The 16,809-nt window shown below is 45.8% G+C and carries 14 protein-coding genes and 1 pseudogene; 5 read left to right on the forward strand and 10 right to left on the reverse strand.

Going from position 1 to position 16,809, the window contains the following annotated elements; genetic code table 11:
• Positions 1 to 12: 12 nt before the first annotated feature.
• From I2H74_RS13925 to I2H74_RS13940, 4 genes are all read right to left on the reverse strand, one after another.
• Entirely contained in the window at positions 13 to 1,740 is a 1,728-nt protein-coding gene (locus tag I2H74_RS13925) for an extracellular solute-binding protein (protein WP_195574624.1), read from the reverse strand.
• Between the two features lie 80 nt (positions 1,741 to 1,820).
• Complete coding sequence (locus I2H74_RS13930; protein ID WP_229106664.1) at positions 1,821 to 2,792, reverse strand: ABC transporter permease; 972 nt, start codon at positions 2,790 to 2,792, stop codon at positions 1,821 to 1,823.
• 31 nt (positions 2,793 to 2,823) lie between these two features.
• Entirely contained in the window at positions 2,824 to 3,558 is a 735-nt protein-coding gene (locus tag I2H74_RS13935) for a glycerophosphodiester phosphodiesterase (protein ID WP_229106665.1), read from the reverse strand.
• 951 nt (positions 3,559 to 4,509) lie between these two features.
• Positions 4,510 to 4,980, reverse strand: coding sequence for a hypothetical protein (locus tag I2H74_RS13940; RefSeq protein WP_195574627.1), 471 nt, complete (start codon positions 4,978 to 4,980; stop codon positions 4,510 to 4,512).
• An 83-nt stretch (positions 4,981 to 5,063) separates the two neighbouring features.
• On the opposite strand from I2H74_RS13940, the gene I2H74_RS13945 reads away from it, so the two are divergent.
• The 3 genes and pseudogenes from I2H74_RS13945 to I2H74_RS13950 all read left to right on the forward strand — a co-directional run bounded on the left by I2H74_RS13945 (position 5,064) and on the right by I2H74_RS13950 (position 8,089).
• A complete protein-coding gene (locus I2H74_RS13945) occupies positions 5,064 to 5,831 on the forward strand; it encodes a hypothetical protein (RefSeq protein ID WP_195574629.1) in 768 nt (255 codons plus the stop codon).
• 896 nt (positions 5,832 to 6,727) lie between these two features.
• Positions 6,728 to 7,175 (forward strand): annotated as a pseudogene (locus I2H74_RS24680) (transposase); the annotation flags it as partial.
• Positions 7,176 to 7,582: 407 nt separating this feature from the next.
• On the forward strand, positions 7,583 to 8,089 hold the full coding sequence (locus tag I2H74_RS13950; protein ID WP_195574631.1) for a DoxX family membrane protein: 507 nt from the start codon (positions 7,583 to 7,585) through the stop codon (positions 8,087 to 8,089).
• A 207-nt stretch (positions 8,090 to 8,296) separates the two neighbouring features.
• Here the strand turns inward: I2H74_RS13950 and I2H74_RS13955 are convergent, their stop codons facing one another.
• The 6 genes from I2H74_RS13955 to I2H74_RS13980 all read right to left on the reverse strand — a co-directional run bounded on the left by I2H74_RS13955 (position 8,297) and on the right by I2H74_RS13980 (position 14,965).
• Entirely contained in the window at positions 8,297 to 9,127 is an 831-nt protein-coding gene (locus I2H74_RS13955) for a DeoR/GlpR family DNA-binding transcription regulator (RefSeq protein ID WP_195574633.1), read from the reverse strand.
• A gap of 18 nt (positions 9,128 to 9,145) precedes the next feature.
• Complete coding sequence (locus I2H74_RS13960) at positions 9,146 to 10,912, reverse strand: LamG-like jellyroll fold domain-containing protein (protein WP_229106666.1); 1,767 nt, start codon at positions 10,910 to 10,912, stop codon at positions 9,146 to 9,148.
• Positions 10,909 to 11,454, reverse strand: coding sequence for a 5' nucleotidase, NT5C type (locus I2H74_RS13965; protein ID WP_195574634.1), 546 nt, complete (start codon positions 11,452 to 11,454; stop codon positions 10,909 to 10,911). The genes I2H74_RS13960 and I2H74_RS13965 overlap by 4 nt, the downstream gene beginning before the upstream one ends.
• A gap of 379 nt (positions 11,455 to 11,833) precedes the next feature.
• Positions 11,834 to 13,489, reverse strand: a complete 1,656-nt coding sequence (locus I2H74_RS13970; RefSeq protein ID WP_195574636.1) for an MDR family MFS transporter — start codon at positions 13,487 to 13,489, stop codon at positions 11,834 to 11,836.
• A gap of 6 nt (positions 13,490 to 13,495) precedes the next feature.
• Positions 13,496 to 13,936: a MarR family winged helix-turn-helix transcriptional regulator gene (locus I2H74_RS13975; RefSeq protein ID WP_195574638.1), complete on the reverse strand. Its 441-nt coding sequence runs from the start codon at positions 13,934 to 13,936 to the stop codon at positions 13,496 to 13,498.
• Between the two features lie 207 nt (positions 13,937 to 14,143).
• Positions 14,144 to 14,965 (reverse strand): GNAT family N-acetyltransferase, encoded by an 822-nt coding sequence (locus I2H74_RS13980; protein WP_195574639.1) that lies wholly within the window; start codon positions 14,963 to 14,965, stop codon positions 14,144 to 14,146.
• A 261-nt stretch (positions 14,966 to 15,226) separates the two neighbouring features.
• Here I2H74_RS13980 and I2H74_RS13985 point away from each other — a divergent pair, with 261 nt between their 5' ends.
• The gene (locus I2H74_RS13985; RefSeq protein WP_195574641.1) at positions 15,227 to 16,183 is read left to right on the forward strand and encodes a hypothetical protein; all 957 of its coding nucleotides are present in this window, start codon (positions 15,227 to 15,229) and stop codon (positions 16,181 to 16,183) included.
• Between the two features lie 72 nt (positions 16,184 to 16,255).
• Positions 16,256 to 16,699 (forward strand): DUF6376 family protein, encoded by a 444-nt coding sequence (locus tag I2H74_RS13990; RefSeq protein ID WP_195574643.1) that lies wholly within the window; start codon positions 16,256 to 16,258, stop codon positions 16,697 to 16,699.
• The last annotated feature ends 110 nt before the right edge of the window (positions 16,700 to 16,809 follow it).

The following is a 16,809-nucleotide window of genomic DNA, read 5'->3' on the forward strand; positions in this document are numbered from 1 at the left end:
TAGATAAAGCATTTAGAACATTAATTTTGTTTTCGGATCCTTGTCCTTTTCTTCTAGCAGCTTGATATAATCCTCCATGCCTGCACTGTTCAACTGAGCAGCAGCCGCATCGAGAATTGACTTCGCTTCGGTCATGTCCTTCGCGTAGTAAGCGCGGATCAAGCTCTCCTTGTACTTGTCTAGCGCCATCGTCAGCATAGAGCCCTTCGGGAATTCCCCGATAAACGCAAGCGCTGCATAGCCGTCTCGAAGATCAATATTTTTCTTTTTCTCGTCGTAATTCCAGTATTCCGCGATCTCAAGCGGACCTTTGTTAATATCCTTATTGACCGATTCGCCGTAGCTAGCTTCTCCAAAGTCAGCCAGGTCGTTCAAATCCGTTCCGCCTAGGTACCAGCCCCAGTCGTTGCCTACTCCTGCAAACCCAAGCTCTTTTGCTTTAACAGGATCCTTCTCTATCAAATCCAATACTTCTTTCTTCGGTACCGGGTTGCCGTTCGCATCAAGATCATAATCGCGTCCTTCTAGACCGTACTTCCACAACAGCTTGCCTTCACGGCTCGCTAGGAAGTCAGCTAGCTTGACAATGTCCTCTGGGTGCTCCGTGGTGGTTGGAATAGACCAAGCGCCGTAGCCGCCCTTGAACGTAGTTGTCATACGATAAGGACCATCGACCGTGTCAAGCGGTCCAATCGGAAGGTAACGGTTGTCTTTGTTCTCGATATTGTAGTTGTGCATATCGCCAACGATGGCAAAGGAATCATTCAGTACGCCTTCTTTGGCGCGATTCTCTTCCATAGAGTAGTACTCTGGATGCATCAGCTTTTCCTTGAGCAGCTTCTGCACGAATTCCACGCGCTTCAAGGCGTAATCGGTCTGGCTCTCATGAAGAATGTTGCCGTCCTTGTCGCGGCCAAAGCCTTCGCCGTTGAAGCCTGTCCATACAAGGTCGCTGTACAAGCCGCTGCGGTCGATCCCGCCCCAGACTGTCGGCCCAATCGGATAGACTTCTTTCCCATTCTTGTCCTTGAAGTTGCCGGCTTTAATCTTCTTTGCGAGCTCATACAACTGCCCGGAAGTCGTAATCGTGCGTGGGTCCACACCAAGCGCATCCGCAATATCCTTGCGAATATATGGACCGGATACATACTTCCTCACCTCATAGCCGCCTTCGCGTGGAATGTTCAAGTGGGCAACATAGGCAGAACCGTTGAATTCCGGTCGGAACATGACGCCGTACTGGGTATCCAGCGGCAGGTAGCCCTCCTCGGTGTACTTCTTATAGATCTTCGAATCCTTTAATAACGGAGCGAGATCATGGAACATCTCTTCACGCGCGGCCTTATTGATCATCTCCATCTCGGGGCGACCGCTGTGATTAAGATAATAGGCGATAAAGTCCGGCAGGTCTCCAGCTGCAAGACCTGCCGCAAGCGCCTTTTGCGAGCCGTCATGGCCAACGGCTTGCAGTTCAAGTTCAATGCCCGTCATTTCCTTCAGCTTCGCTGCAATCTCCGGGTTCATCCCCTCTGTCACATCGCTGCCCATGAAGACAAGCCCCTTGATCTTGCGATCTGCAATCCAAGTGGACGGCTTGCCTGCCGCCTGCTCCGCAGAACCAGATCCGCTAGCGCCTGTCTTGCCTGCCTCGCCAGAGGTGCTGCAGGCGGTTAGCAGCATCGACACGACGAGCGTCAGCGCCATCCATTTGGACCAGATAAGCATACGTTTGTGAGACATGTTCTTCTCTCCTTTTGAACCGTACTGAATACGTTCATTGTTTTTATTGCCCGCAGGGCAGAATGGAATTGCTCATCGTCCTACCACAAGGACGATTGGAACCACTTTTTCGCCACTTTGTTTACGGTTAAGACTAGGATCAAGCCTACAATCCCCTGCATCATGCCAATGGCGGTACCAAAGCCAAACTGTCCGCTTTCAAGCCCCATATAAATAATGTAGGTGTCGAGAATTTCTGAGACATTCATATTTCCCGGCGTCTTTAACAGATAGATCTGATCAAAGCCGGCCGATAGAATATTGCCTAGCGACAGAATGAACAAGACAATAATGGTGGAGCGAATGCCCGGAAGCGTAATATGCCAGATTTGGCGCCATTTGTTCGCCCCATCAATCTTAGCCGCTTCATACAGGGAAGGATTAATGCCCACGATTGCAGCAAAGTAGATGATCGAGCTCCAGCCCACATCCTTCCATATGTAGCTCCAGAACATAATGGGATAGAACGCATTCTCCTCCATCAGGAAGAAGGTGCTGCCGTCACCGCCGAACCATTCGATAACCTGATTAACAAGACCAGTATCCGGCGCCAAGATCCGCTGCAGCATCCCTACCACAATGACCCATGAGAAGAAGTGCGGCAGATAGGCCACTCCCTGAAAGAGGTTGCGAAGCTTTGAGTTCTTCACCTCATTGAACATGAGCGCGAGAATAATAGGGAACGGCATCGCCAGGAATACCTTCATCCCGCTAATGATAAGCGTGTTGCGAATCAGCTGCAGGCTTTGCGGGTCCTGAAAAAACATCTCGAAGTACGTGAGTCCGATCCACGGACTTCCGAATATGCCTTTGTTGAACTGGTATTCCTTAAAAGCAAGCACAAGCCCAGCCATCGGAATATAGGAAAAGATAATAAAAAATATAATACAGGGCAGCAGTAGCAAATATAGCTGGTAATGCGTCAGCACTCGCTTCCATAGCCGCGAACGCTCTCGCTTCGATGAGTAGCCCCCCGACAGGGATGGCTTGACCACCGCCGTGTCTTTTGCCATTTTGCGATCCCCTCCTTCTTGCTGTTCAGATTCAAACACCTCTCACCCTTGCTGCGTGTTTCAGTTGCTGCAGCAACGCTGGCTTCATTGTCGTGATGCTGTCTACATGCAGAGCCATCAACTGCCTCATTCGTTCCTCTTCATTTACCGTATAGACCGACACGAAGAGGTTATAGGCGTGTGCAATCTCTACAAACGAAGGAGTAACCATGGCCTCATGAAGATTGATGCCGCAGTAGCCTGCTTCCCTTGCCTGCTTGCAAAATGATTCGATCTCCCATTGATCAGCCCAAGCCCCCATAATCAGGGTCATCGGAGCATTCAACAGCAACGAGATCCCCGCTGTGTCCACTTCAATTCCTTCTGTCGAGCCTGTGATGTACACCAGATGCTCTGCGCCGACTGCTTTCACTAAGCTCAGCGTTGGGTTAACGGCCTGTCCATTTTTAATATCCAGATTGAGCCTCATTCCTCTTCGCAGCGCTTCATGGAGGATATCCTCCAGCTTTACAAGCTCATATTCGGTATAGGGAGCACCTAATCGTGCTCGAAGCGGCAGCTGTTGGAGCTCGTCCACTCCATGCTGGTCTAACAGGATGGAGTGATCATGCAGCAGAATCGGCTCCTGCTTGCAGGTCACCCGAATATCCATTTCCGCGATATCCGCTTGTATGGAGCATGCCTCCATGAAGGAAGGCCAAGTGTTAGCTGGCGCTTGTCCCGAGCCCGTATGGGCTGTTACGAGTGGTAATGCGTTATTGCTCAAGAAGCTCACCTCGATTTGGTTACCCGTCATGATGAATCCGTTTGTTTGTTGCCTGTTGTTGTGATGTCTTTACTTTAAAATGAGAATGTTTTCGTGATATCAACGGGATATTAATGTTTTTTTAAGTGGGGTTGTCTGTGTTTATATGGAAATCATTTCAACTGAAGGTGTTGACGCTGCTTGCAACGAGGGTACCATGTGGTTTGTTGTGGGATTTAAACTAAAAGACCGTGCCATATAGCTAGAATAATTCACCTTTTGTGTTCGATCACATAAATCACCTTCTCAATCATGCTCTGATTAATACTAGTTTTCGCTTGATATAGTGCATCATCTTAAAGATCCCCACGGTATGAAAAGCAACGACAATAAACCACATGAGTTATTTCACTAACATGTGGCGTAAGACTTATCTTATATAGAATCACCATTCTAATTTTTGATAAAAAACTCACATGGAGTGATAACAATGACATCTATATTCCTAGTTCGGAATGGTTCATCATGGCTAGAATTTTTGTTCTTCATACTAACTCATCGATCCCCTCTCTCCTTTAAGTTCAGCCCTTCCGGTTTCCGCCGTCCCGCACTTCCGTACTATGGTCGTCTGCTGACACCTGTGGATTCAGAGCGACCTCTCGATTGCAGTTACGAAGTTACTTCGCTCTTTTCCACAGATCTCTCCAGATTAGGACTTCATTTTTCTGCCCGCAGCCACTGGGGTTTACATGATTAGCCTTTGGTGACTTTGGATTTTATCATGTTATGGTGACTCGTCCGGCTAATCCTGCCTTGATCCCAGTTCGTGTACCTTGGCTCATGCATTTGCATCCAGCTTCCTTCAGATTCCACTTTGCAGTAGACGCCCATGCTGGGCGTACATAAGAAAGGATTTCAAAATTTATTAAACTCCCTTTAAGATTTATAGTCTCTTAATCTAAATTACTTTGTTTATTTTAATAATTTTGCTTCATAAAACAGTTCAATATTTGCACCAATGTAGTAACCGTTTACGACTTTTAATTTATATTTGTTTTGCTTTCCTTCTAAAATAATTTCTTTAATTTTCTCATCGCTTGTTTTTCCTATTGTCAACGGAATGACATACCTAGACTCAGTTTGGTAATCAAATTGCATAAATTTCCCATGGAATGGGGACATCCCTTGATACCAACTGTATCCTTTATCAGAAGCAGTTACACTTCCTACTCCAACAGCGTCCGCATCATTTAATTTATAAAGCACTATAATTTCATTATCAATAGATAGTCTTTGTAGTTCATGAGAATCTTGATCCAGTAACCCTTGTTGAATAGCATCATTTGCAGTATCATACCAAATCCGCTCTACCACAATATTACAACTTGACAAAAATAGTACTAAAATGAACAAAAGGGTAGCTAGTTTAATATTTTTTATCATTAATATATCTCCTAATATTTTACATTTAATATAATTCATTGTAACATAAAATGGAATATAATTCTAGATGTGGAGGTTGAAAAATGAAACGTGTTAGTGCATTTATTATCATGATTTTTCTTATTTTTAGTCTAGGCTCTGTAGTTAATGCAAGCGCTTCCTCTTCTAAAGTGGAGGAAAATACTTATCGTGTTTCAGGATCGGGAGAACAAGTTTTAGCAGTATATGAAATTGGTCTTGATGGAGTTTTAGTAGAAGTACCTATTGAAGTTTATAAAGCTGAAATGGAAAAAGAAACTAAAGAACAGGCTAGGTTAGTTAGAGAGATATTACAAGCAGATTCATCACTTGGGAACTCAGTATTTGGGAACTCTGCCATTTCACCATTAGGTGTAATAATTACCAAATATTACACGTATGAAAGCCTAAATACTTTTGATTTTCATCGGAGTCCTGTAAAAGTTAGTAATGCAATTAATTGTAACAGCACAACGGAATGCCCAATTACTACACAATGGTCTGAAACTGTGACACATTCCTTATCTGCTACTATTGATACGTCTGAAAAAATACAGGCAATACAACTCGGGGCTGGTTATAATTATTCATCTGCTAAATCAAAACTCCTATCGTACACACTTCCTGTACCTGTAGGAAAAAGAGCATACGTAGGATTTCAACCAAAAGTAAGACAGGATTATGGTTCCTTAAAATATTGGGATAGATTCGGAAATAATATTACTCTAATTAGTTCAGTATCAGCTTCTACAACTTATCCATTAAAAAATGGTGATGGAACAGCCCAAGGCTATTATCTACTTATCGACGATGTAACAAACCAGCCATTATAAACATACATTTATTAAAAAGCTCCGTTGGAGATGGGGGACTAACCCCCTAAAGTGAGACAAATCAAAACACCTTCAAGAGAGTGAACCCATGTCGTAAGATATGGAGATAACCTTGGAGGTGTTTTTGCATTGGCAACTAGAGTGAGCTACCCAGTGGAAGTAAAATTGAAAGCAATCGAAATGAGATTAGCTGGTATTCCTGTGAAAGAAGTAATGAAGGAGCTAAATATCTTGAAAGGTATTTTGATCCCGTCTCATAAACGGGGGTCAGTCCCAGATTTCTCCTATGGAGTTTTTTAATAAATGTAAATAATTTGTATAATTGCACTCAAATTTTAATTATCATAAAGATGATTATCAACCGGCTCCGATCCACAAAGAGTGTTTAAAAAGAACATTCTAAATAATGAGTAATATTTGACACTTAATAGCAGATACTGATTCTCGAGATGAACATTAAAATTCAGGTATAAATTATTAATTGCCCTGATCCATAAAAAAGGGGCCTAAATACTATTCCAAGTAAACTGGTACCCATAGACTGGACACTTTGAAAAAGGTGTCCAGTCTATGGGTACTTTTTGTATGCTGGAGAAGCAACGGAGGGGACAACATGAGCAAGAAACATTTTAAGTAGAGCGCGAAGTTTTACCCAATAATCCTTATATCGCTAAGGTGAGAGAAAAAATCCCTGACGTACACGGATGAATTATACGACTCTTCACCGATCAATATGTGCTCGTCATACATCCAGTTGGAAGCGTGCCGGATGTCCTTCTTGTAATGACGCGTCTCCTCTTTCATATAATTTCCATAGAGAATGAGAAATTCAAAACATTTGCTCCTTTTCTTCACCCATCGCATACAAATAATTTTCTTCGCTTCCATAATAGGCACGTAAGAAAGAAGATAAATTACAATTCAATAAAGATGCAGGCATGTACGTGTGCAAGGTCTGCCATATACGATTCAGAAAGCGCGAACAGAAAAAAAGGAGTTAACAATAACCAAAAGAATACCTCCTCACTCGATGTAGAGTATGTGAGGTGTCCGTTCAAAGAAGGATGCTATACCGAATGAGCAAAAAGCAAGTCCTACTCGGCAAGTATTTAAACCTGGTGAACACACGAAACAAATGTCGTTCCAAGAAAGCGAGTACTTCAAAGCGAAGTCTAGAGAACAATACAAGATTGAAGCGCGAAGAACAGTGAACTCAAACACAAGCACGGGTATGACGTAGTATCATCTTCGGGTCTTGCTGACTTGCAATTACAAGGAGTAATGGCGAGCTTTACTGTGAACTTGAGAGAATATAGAAGCGATGAAGTAAGAAACAAGACATAAGACTCTGAATTTACAACAAAAACCCCATCCCCTAATTTTGGAAAACAAAGGAAACCTTTTACTTTATGTTATTAGAATTTCGAGTTCTTCAGTGACCCCGTACAATACAGGAATCGTCTTTTTCTAGTGGCATAGAACCACAAGTCCTTTTTTACAACTGTCCTTGACCTGGGATCCAGTTCAAAGTTAGAATCCTTTTTATTTGTGCCCTGATTATCATTCCCAATCCTGCATCCTATAAAAAATACCGCTGCAAGGAATCTGACATCATGCGACTTTTCTTAATCTCATCTAAAAAGTTGTAAAAATAGCTCTCTAGAGTCTTGAATTTCGTTCTTTTGCCATTTAAAGTGTTGATGAAGCCTGCAAAAATATCCATTTAATAACAGAATCAAAGGAGGAAGATTATGTTGATTGAATTTTTAAGAAAGAATGTATGGGCTTCAGCACTGCTGCTTCTCATTCGCTTGTACTTGGGGTACACCTGGATCTCGGCCGGGATAAACAAGCTATCAGGTGAGAGCTTTAATGCCAGCGGATTCTTAAAGGGGGCTGTAGAAAAAGCAGCTGGCGACCGGCCAATCGTACAGGGATGGTGGGCTTCGTTCCTTGAGCATGTAGCATTGCCAAATGCAAGCTTGTTCAGCGTGATGGTGCAGTGGGGAGAGATTCTTGTGGGAGTTGGACTTCTTGTAGGATGTTTAACAAGAACCGCTGTCTTTTTCGGAATCGTCATGAACATGTCTTTCCTGCTAAGCGGCTCCATCAGCATGAACCCCATCATGATTATTTTGTCTATGTTCATCCTCGTGGCCTACACGAATGCCGGCCGCTTCGGATTGGATTACTTCTTGATTCATAAGCTTAAACTAGGCAAAAGTCAGTCATCTCAAAATGCAGCATCCTCGACCTAACATCCACCACGTGCTATAAACACAAAGAAGGCCTTCGGCTGAACCGAAGACCCCATCTCACAACGCATACACCATGCTTGCATAAAAGGCGAGCAATCCTAAGCTTCATCCACACCCTACCTTAATCACCTTATACGAGACTCGTGACGGACTAATAGTTTAAACGTTTTAATTGTTCAGGCTTCATTAAAACGAATCTATATGGTGCTAGTGCGCTGCATATTGGCCATTCGGAGCAGCACTGGGATGAATATCGCCTGCCACCATCCACGTAATCCCCTTAAGCTCAAGCTCTTGGCCCCATGAAGGAGGGTAAGGGTGGTCGCATACAACCACATCAATCTTCTCCATTGGCGCAATATGACAGAATGCCTGAATGCCCATTTTACTATAGTCGGCGAGTACGATGACTTCCTTGGCACTTGAGGTAGCCGTCCTAGAGATCACAGAATCGTTCATATCATAATCGCTAATTCCTGTCACAATGGACACACCCCCTACCGAGATGAATGCTTTGTCCACGTAAAAATGACCGAGCATATCAAGACAAAGATGCCCGCTTACGGACTGCTGATCAGGCGAAATTTCTCCGCCCAGAATAATGATGCGGCCGCTGAACAGCCCTTGAGACAAGGAGTCGCGAAGAAGGCTCGCAACCGTAAGAGAGTTCGTAAGGACTGTTATACGCTTTCGTCCCTTCAAGGCTTTAGCCAGCTCATGTATCGTTGTGCCGGTATCCATATAGATGGTGTTGCCATCTTGAATAAGCGCTGCCGCGCATCGACCAATCTTTTGCTTAGCCTCATGATGGAGAACCTGCCGTTGCTGATACGGCGGTTCTCCTGTCTCATATTGGACCTTTACTGCGCCGCCATATACGCGCCGAAGACGCTTCTCTTCCTCTAAAACGGCAAGATCCCGTCTAATCGTCTCGTTTGACACCTGAAGCTCCTTCGCGAGCTGAACGACTCGCACCTTGCCTCCACCATCGAGCTGCTCCAGAATATATTGCTTGCGCTCTTCTGACAATAAAGACACGCTTCACTCCTCATTTCTTCATGTAATAAAAGACGACATCCGCCCAAAGCGTTCCTTGAAGGAAAACGGAAGCGTAAAGGCATGATCCTCTCCGGTTAAAAAGCGATAGTCCGGGTAATGAAGCTCCTGATATTCAGCTAGTTGCTCTACCCAAGGCGAATACGTACGGAATCGAATCTGATTCGCTTCTTCATCGAACTCTGCCAGCCTAAGCCACCCGTTGCCTCCGTGGTAGCTGTCCTGATAATTGATGAGGAGTTGAATGACATCAAGATCATTCGCATTGCTCCTTACCTGATGCCCTGCTCCATCATAGTGGCCATTAACCGTCATAAATACTTGATCGTAAGGGAATATCAGCTGTTCCCAGATGATCCTTCCCTTTACGGACTCCTCTAAGGCTTGCATACCATTTTTGAATACAATATCGTGGGAAATAATGATCGTAGGATGCTGGCGATGCTGCCTTAACACCTCAGTACACCATGCCAAATCCTGCTCCAAATGCTTCATATCGACCATCAGCCACAGATACAAGTAGCTGCCTGCTTGAACAATGCCATAGGAGCTATAGCTGGAAGGAGAAAAATCCCCCATGTAAGACTTCCCCTTGAAACGATGCGGCCCAAAATAGGCGAGATACGTATCCGCCTCATCATAGTCATGATTGCCAGCCGTCATGAGGTAAGGAATATGGTGATGATCCAGCTTGGAGATAGCAAGTGATGCACGCTTCCATTCGTCCTCTGCATCGCTGTGGTCGACTACATCACCTAGAAACACCGTCATCGCAATGTTCTGATCATGAGAAGAGCGTTTAATCCATTCAACCTGCGCATGGAACATATGCGGATTCAAATAGACCAACTTCTGCGGATCTGGGACAAAGGCAAAGTGGTAGCAGCTAGGCTTCCGCAGCGCAACTGTCCCCTCATAATCTCCCTGCAAGCGCACTAACGGCTTCCTATTCGCGAGCCATTCAGATGGAGGAAGGGGCCTGTTCGCAATTCGAATCTCACTGAGCTTGCCAGAAAATAGCGTATCAAGTCGCCCCTGCCATTCCGATGCCCCTACGTTCCAGCCCTTTCCCTCAACAGCCGCTAGGCCTTGAAGATTGCGATGAAGGCAGCTGAAGTCGCAAATTCCGTTAACATAAAGCAAGGTTTCCTGCGTATCGTTAACGATCACGACATGATGCCATTCCTTTTCCTTCAAGTACCGAGACCAGCTTGTTGACGATGCCGTCCCAGAGTCAGGATGATAGACCCACTGGTACTCCATACAATTCGATACGGACAACGTAGCGAGCAGTTCCCGCTCTCCGTCACGGCCAAGCTCTGCCCCACTCCCCTGCCTGGTCAGCACACCCATCCAGCTATGCTTGTCTTCGTCGAAAGGGTGCGGAAGCTGTACGACGGCTTCGATCGTATACCCTTGTGTAAACGTCATCGTGTTTAGCGGTGCTTCTGCGACAGTCCGAAAATAGCACTTATTCGCCTCATCACCATCATGGCGGAAGGCAAGCACCTCGCCCTGTTCAGGGTCCTGCTCCCATTGCAAGCAGGCGAGCGAGGACCCTCGTTCCTTATCACCGCTAGGCAGAATGCGAACAGACTCAAGCTCATTGCCATTGCCGCTTAGATCCTTAATCCGCATGTTCCACTCTTCCAATGAGCCGGCAAGCACCTGATCCGATCGAAATCTCCAGTGGGCAGCGACAGCGGATTGAGCACTCCGCTTCAGTTCCTCTTCACTTTCTGTTTGAAGCCCTGCATCGCGATTCATTGGCGAGCCTCCTCAAGTTCTGCCATAAACCACTCTTTTGCCTCAAGCCAGTTGTTTACGCGCACAAATTCAGTCTCGTACACATTGCGAGGCGCTGAAAACAGTACGCCTTTGCCCTTAAAGGCACGAAGCTGCCTGATATTATCGTCAACCATGTAGTCGGCGCGGATAATGCTCTTATCCCCGCAGAACACGAAGTTCATCTCATCTAAAAAATCAAAGTGCTCGAGCAGCCACTCATACTTGGCATGAAAGGAAGCCGGGACCTCCATTGCGGCTGTCGTAATAAAGATCTCATAGTGCTCGCTAAGCTCTCGCAGCACCTCTTGACTATGCTCCATCACTTTAATGTTGCGAAAGAAATCTTCGCGCTCGTAGTAGCTTTCAATCGCCACTTGAGCTTCTGGACGTGCTTCGAGGAGCGACCTCCCTTCAAGCTCTCCGATGCACAACTCGTCCTTATAGTCACGGTTATACCACTCCACATGTGTAGCAAGCGTGTCTGCAATGACTTCATCCATATCAATGGCTATACGTTTCATTAATCGAATCCTCCCAAAGACGTCATGATCCTATCAAGCATCATCAAGCAACAAAGCAATAAATTCACGCATAACCAAAACGGATACCACAATCGTAAAGGATCTATGTTAGCTTCATTTAAAGCGCCTATTAAAGATTTGTAAATGAAATCTCCATTATCGAAGCCATGAGCGCAACTATGGGGAGTCCTTTAATCTGCTTTAGTCATTCGCAATCGCGATTACAAGCTAGGTTATATCAACAAATGGAATGCTGGGCCCGTCTCATACCGAACATTTGCAGTTCCATATCGTAAAAAAAGCACCGTTTCTACCCACGGGTAAAAACGATGCTTCTTTCTTTATAGGCTTCTAAGCCTATATCTTGTATTTAGAGTGCTTACGCTTTATTCAAAGCCGGATCTGCTGCAAGTCCTTCACTGTACGCTGCTTGCTGAGCTTCCTTCTCTTTGCCTTCCTCGCTCACTTCCATTTTATTCGAAGTTCGAAGCGGTATCTCGCGAAGGAAAAGAACAAGCACGAGTGCAACGACGAGCAATGCTGCGCCGGATAGGAACACTGTCGTCAATGAAGAGCTGAGCGCATCGCGCAGCAATTCGACGACTTGGTTGAACACAGGCTGGAGCGCATCAGGAAGCGATTGCTGGACCTGTTCAAGCTTCGGCTGGTCAAGCAGCGCTTGAGGCCCGCTTAAAAATTGGAATTTCTCCGCCGTCGCAGGGTCAAGCTTACTCATATCCATGGCGCCGCCATTAGCAGCCATTTTGTCTGCGATGTTGTTCTTTAGGCTTGTTGCCATGATGGTACCCATAACAGAGATCCCGATCGTACCCCCGAGGCTGCGGAACAGCTGCGAGGATGCGGTAGCAACACCAAGATCCGTAGGCTTCACTGCATTCTGTACGGTAAGCGAGAAGACCGGCATGCCAAGTCCCAGGCCAAGACCAAAGACGATCATGCTGGCTACCGCCATGCCAATGCTGTTCATGAAGGCCATCATGACCATACCTGCAATCATAACCGGCATCCCAAGCAGCGCATAGCGCTTGTATTTGCCTGTCTTTGTAATCCATTTACCGGTAAAGGCACTAATGACGACCATTGCAATCGACATCGGCATCGTGACATAGCCGGAGTAAGTTGGCGATATCCCTTTAACCCCTTGCACGAAGAACGGCAAGTAAATGAGTGCCCCCATCATGCCAGCGTTCATAATGAATCCAATAAGATTAGACAGTGTGACGATATCATTGCGGAACAGCGACATCGGCAGAACGGGGCTCTTGACTCTCAGTTCGACGAATACGAATAAGATCAAGAAGAGCACCGCTGCGCCGAACAAGCTAATCACTTCAATAGAATCCCATGGATACGTTGTGCCTGCCCATGAGAAGCCAAGCAGCAATGGAACGATCGACAGTGTCAGGAAGATCGAGCCCCAATAGTCAATGGACTCGGACTCCCGGCGCGCCGTCTTAGGAAACATCGTTAAGATCATAATAAAAGCGACGATTCCGATCGGCAGGAAGATCCAGAATACCCATTTCCAGCTCATATGATCGACGATAAAGCCACCGAGTGCAGGACCGATGACACTCGAGAAGCCAAATACCGCCATCATGACTCCCGTCCACTTCCCGCGTTCACGAGGTGCGAACAAGTCACCAACAGCTGTGAAGGCGGAGGACATAATAACCCCTGCCCCGAGGCCTTGAATCCCCCGATAAGCAATCAGCTGAAAAATATCTTTTGAAAAACCGGATAAAAATGCACCGATAATAAATAGGACGATACCCGTTAATATAAAAGGCTTGCGCCCGTAAATGTCTGACAGCTTGCCGACAAGCACGGTTGCAATAGTAGATGTCAGCATATAAATGGTGACAACCCACGTATAATGGTCCATCCCGCCCAATATAGCGATAATCCTTGGCATGGCTGTACTTACGATGGTCTGATTAATGGATGAAAAGAACATCGCTGCGATTATCGCCATCATCACTGTAACCTTGCGCTTGTGTGATAAATGTTCCAAAACTCTCTACTCCTCCTTGATTTGATCCAGCCTATTCAGCATCTCCGTAAAGATCCGCTGCAAATGCTCTATGTCTTCTTGTGATAGAGTGCCGAATAAGGCTATTAAAGTTTCTCTCTGCTTCTCTGCAAGCTTATCGATATAACCGTTGCCCTCATCTGTGATCTCTAGCAGCACAGCGCGCCGATCTGTAGAAATACGTGTACGCACGACTAAGCCGCGGTCCATCAGCTTATCCGCCATTCCTGTAATGGCGCCTGCGGTGACACCAAGCTTCTCTGCCAGCTCATTGATCTGAGTTGAGCCCTGCTTGCGGAGAATACAGAGTAGGCGGAACTGGTTCATTGACATCTCCTCGCCCACCCGACGATTCCATTCCTGCGTTGAACGCTTTACGAGCTTCTTGAACAGTACTGGAAGTTCGAGCAGCATCGGATGTTCTGACATGATTACCGTCCCCTTGAACTGTTATATTGTTTAATAATTTACTACTAAATAATAAACACTTTAATGAAGTTTTGCAACACCTTATATAGAAATTTTTACACATAAAATTTGTGACATTATACACAGAAGCCGGCCCAAAGGACCGGCTCCTATAGCATATTTAGATCATTTAGAGTGTTAACTTTTTATAACATTTACCAACTAGTCCTAACCAGTCTGCTCATCGAAGCGATACTCTGTTAGACGGCCGCATTCCACAAATCCAATACGCTGGTATGCCTTATTCGAAGATGCATAGTTCGCATCCGCATACAGCATTGGCGTACAGCCTTTCTCTATAAAGGCTTTGCTGAGGCCTCCTACAAGGGCTCCCGCATATTGTTTGCCGCGGTGATTCGGATCGGTAAAGACCATATTAATGCGCACATGACGCGGCGAACGATGCGTTGCTGCTGCTAAAGAGACCACCTGCCCATCCACCTCCCACACATGGAGATTGCCAGTTGGGATCATGGCCTGCACACGCGGCCGCACATCCTCGAGCTGTACCTTATGATTCATGGCCTCATCATTTAATCCTACCAGGAATCGCGCAATGACCTCTTCGTCTCCTTCAGCCGCAGTCCTTCGATGTCCACGTACACCAACCGGCTCGCTTACAAGAGGACAATGATACGCTTGAAGCTCCATGCGAATGGTTGGAGTCAGATGATGCTCCCTCGCATATTGCTCAACAAACCCACTTATTAGGCTTGAATCCCCTGTTACACCTGGCAATCGCGACTCATAAGGATATGCGACAAGCTCGTTAATCAGCTTCTCATTACGCTCAGGCATTAGTCCCGATTGCAGATACAGCCAAGCGAAATATCCCGGCGTCTGTCCAAGCAGAAGATCTCCTTCCCTAGTGTGAACGCAAAGCGCATCCTCACCTTTTAAGATCGCATATAGAACGTTGTACTGTGCCTCCACATCCCGAAAAGACGGATGATCAATCACATTGAGAGATGAACGGCTCGTGAACAGCATGGGACTCTCCCCTTTCTAAAGCATCAAGTAATATCCATATAATCCCTGACATTATACATGGTCGGCTTACTCATGTATAGAGAAGTTTATTGATGGACTTCACATTATTTGCTAAGGTCAAGGGAGAAAGTATCCTAAAGGCGTACATTTATGAGTAAGGATATGATTAGCAAGAGACCAGGGGAAACCAAGTAGCTGCCAGGCTCCGTCTAACATTTATGAATATCATCCTTTTTCATTATTAGGAGGGAGAACATAAGCATGAAAAAGCTTACCTCATCCTTTTATACATGCTTCGGGTTAGGCACCGTCCTCTCATTCATCCTCTTTGGAATCATGATTGGATGGACGACGACGTCCTTATCCATATTTACACAGATGTTGTACAGCATGACGGTTTGGAGCTTGCTCGGCGGATTCGTATTCAGCTTTCTCTTATATCAACCACACCGCCCTTACACGCCTATGCCTACAAACAGCCGAATCGAAAACAAGCGTTTGTATTACCAATCGATTATTGGGATTGGGCTGCTATCTATATTGGTCATTCCATTCCCTCATCAATATCCGCTGACTGAACATCTGCTGCTTCAGCTCCATGTGATACCTGTATGGAAGCCCGAACCAGGTTCTACCGTTCACATTACAAGCATCCTTATAATCCTTTTCTTCGTTGCCTGCCTGAGCGCCCTCGTTCAGTCCCTAAGACGAGGAAGAGTGATCGCCGTTCTATTGGCCTTCATGTTTATAGGTTCTGCGCCTCCGTTCATGTTGGATGCCATTCAAAAGCATGCGGCAAGCGGCATCTACGCCATTCAGTTTGACGATACGAGACCATTGTCCACCTGCCAATGGGATTTTACGACCGACGAGGGAAATGGGAGCTGTGTCATTCAAGGAAGAAATCTAAGCTCGACACCGGTCGTGGCAAAGATTGTTCTATTGTCTTCCGATTGGCAGTCCCAGAATGAGGCATACACGGTACCGAATATTACGCTTCAGCGCGTCGTGTTCGAACCGCATGACTTCAGCCGTACCATTCAGATTCACCTCACGCCATCAGACCAGAAGCGTTCGTCAAGCCACATGACAGCCATGAAAGCGAGCTATGACGGTCTTGTTCTGCTAAGCGAGGATGGACAGCATCGCAACATGTACCACCTGTCCCATCGACCTTTATTCCCTGTTCAGCATCTTCAGATGAACGTGTCACCATAATGCAGGAAAATGAAACCATCTCCTCTCAAACAAAGTATTAATAGAAAACAAATCTTTCGAGGGGGCTCATCGATGAAAGTACGTTTACTGGTCCTGCTGCTGCTTGCAGGCCTCCTGTCCGGCTGCTCTATGCTGGACAATGTGAATCAATCGCTCAATTATGTCACCGAAGCTACGACTTACGTCAATGACGTCTCTAGCTTTGCCGAACAGCTGCCAAACATGGCTCAGGATGCCTTAACAAATCCGGAAGCGCTCGATCAAGTTACCAATGCTTTTGAGCAAATGAAAGAGCAAATCAATCAGTTTAATGCGTTGGAGGCGCCTGCCTTCGCTCAGGATATCCACGATCAGCTGAGTCAATACAACGAGACCTTCCTGCAGGAGATTAATACGTATATCACGCAAATAACGAATAACACCATCGACCTCGAGGCTATCCAGCAGTCCGAGCTGGTGAAGACCATGCAGAGCATTACCGAGCTGACGAATCAGATTCAGCAGCTTGGACAATAAGCAATGGAGATGCAGCCAAGCACTTTCTCCTTGTTGGATCAATGACAAGATGAATCGATCTGACAGGATGCATCTACTGTGCAAATGAAAAAGCATGCCCTCGTTCTATG

The organism is Paenibacillus sp. 1001270B_150601_E10 (assembly GCF_015558675.1).
Lineage (GTDB): Bacteria > Bacillota > Bacilli > Paenibacillales > Paenibacillaceae > Paenibacillus_B.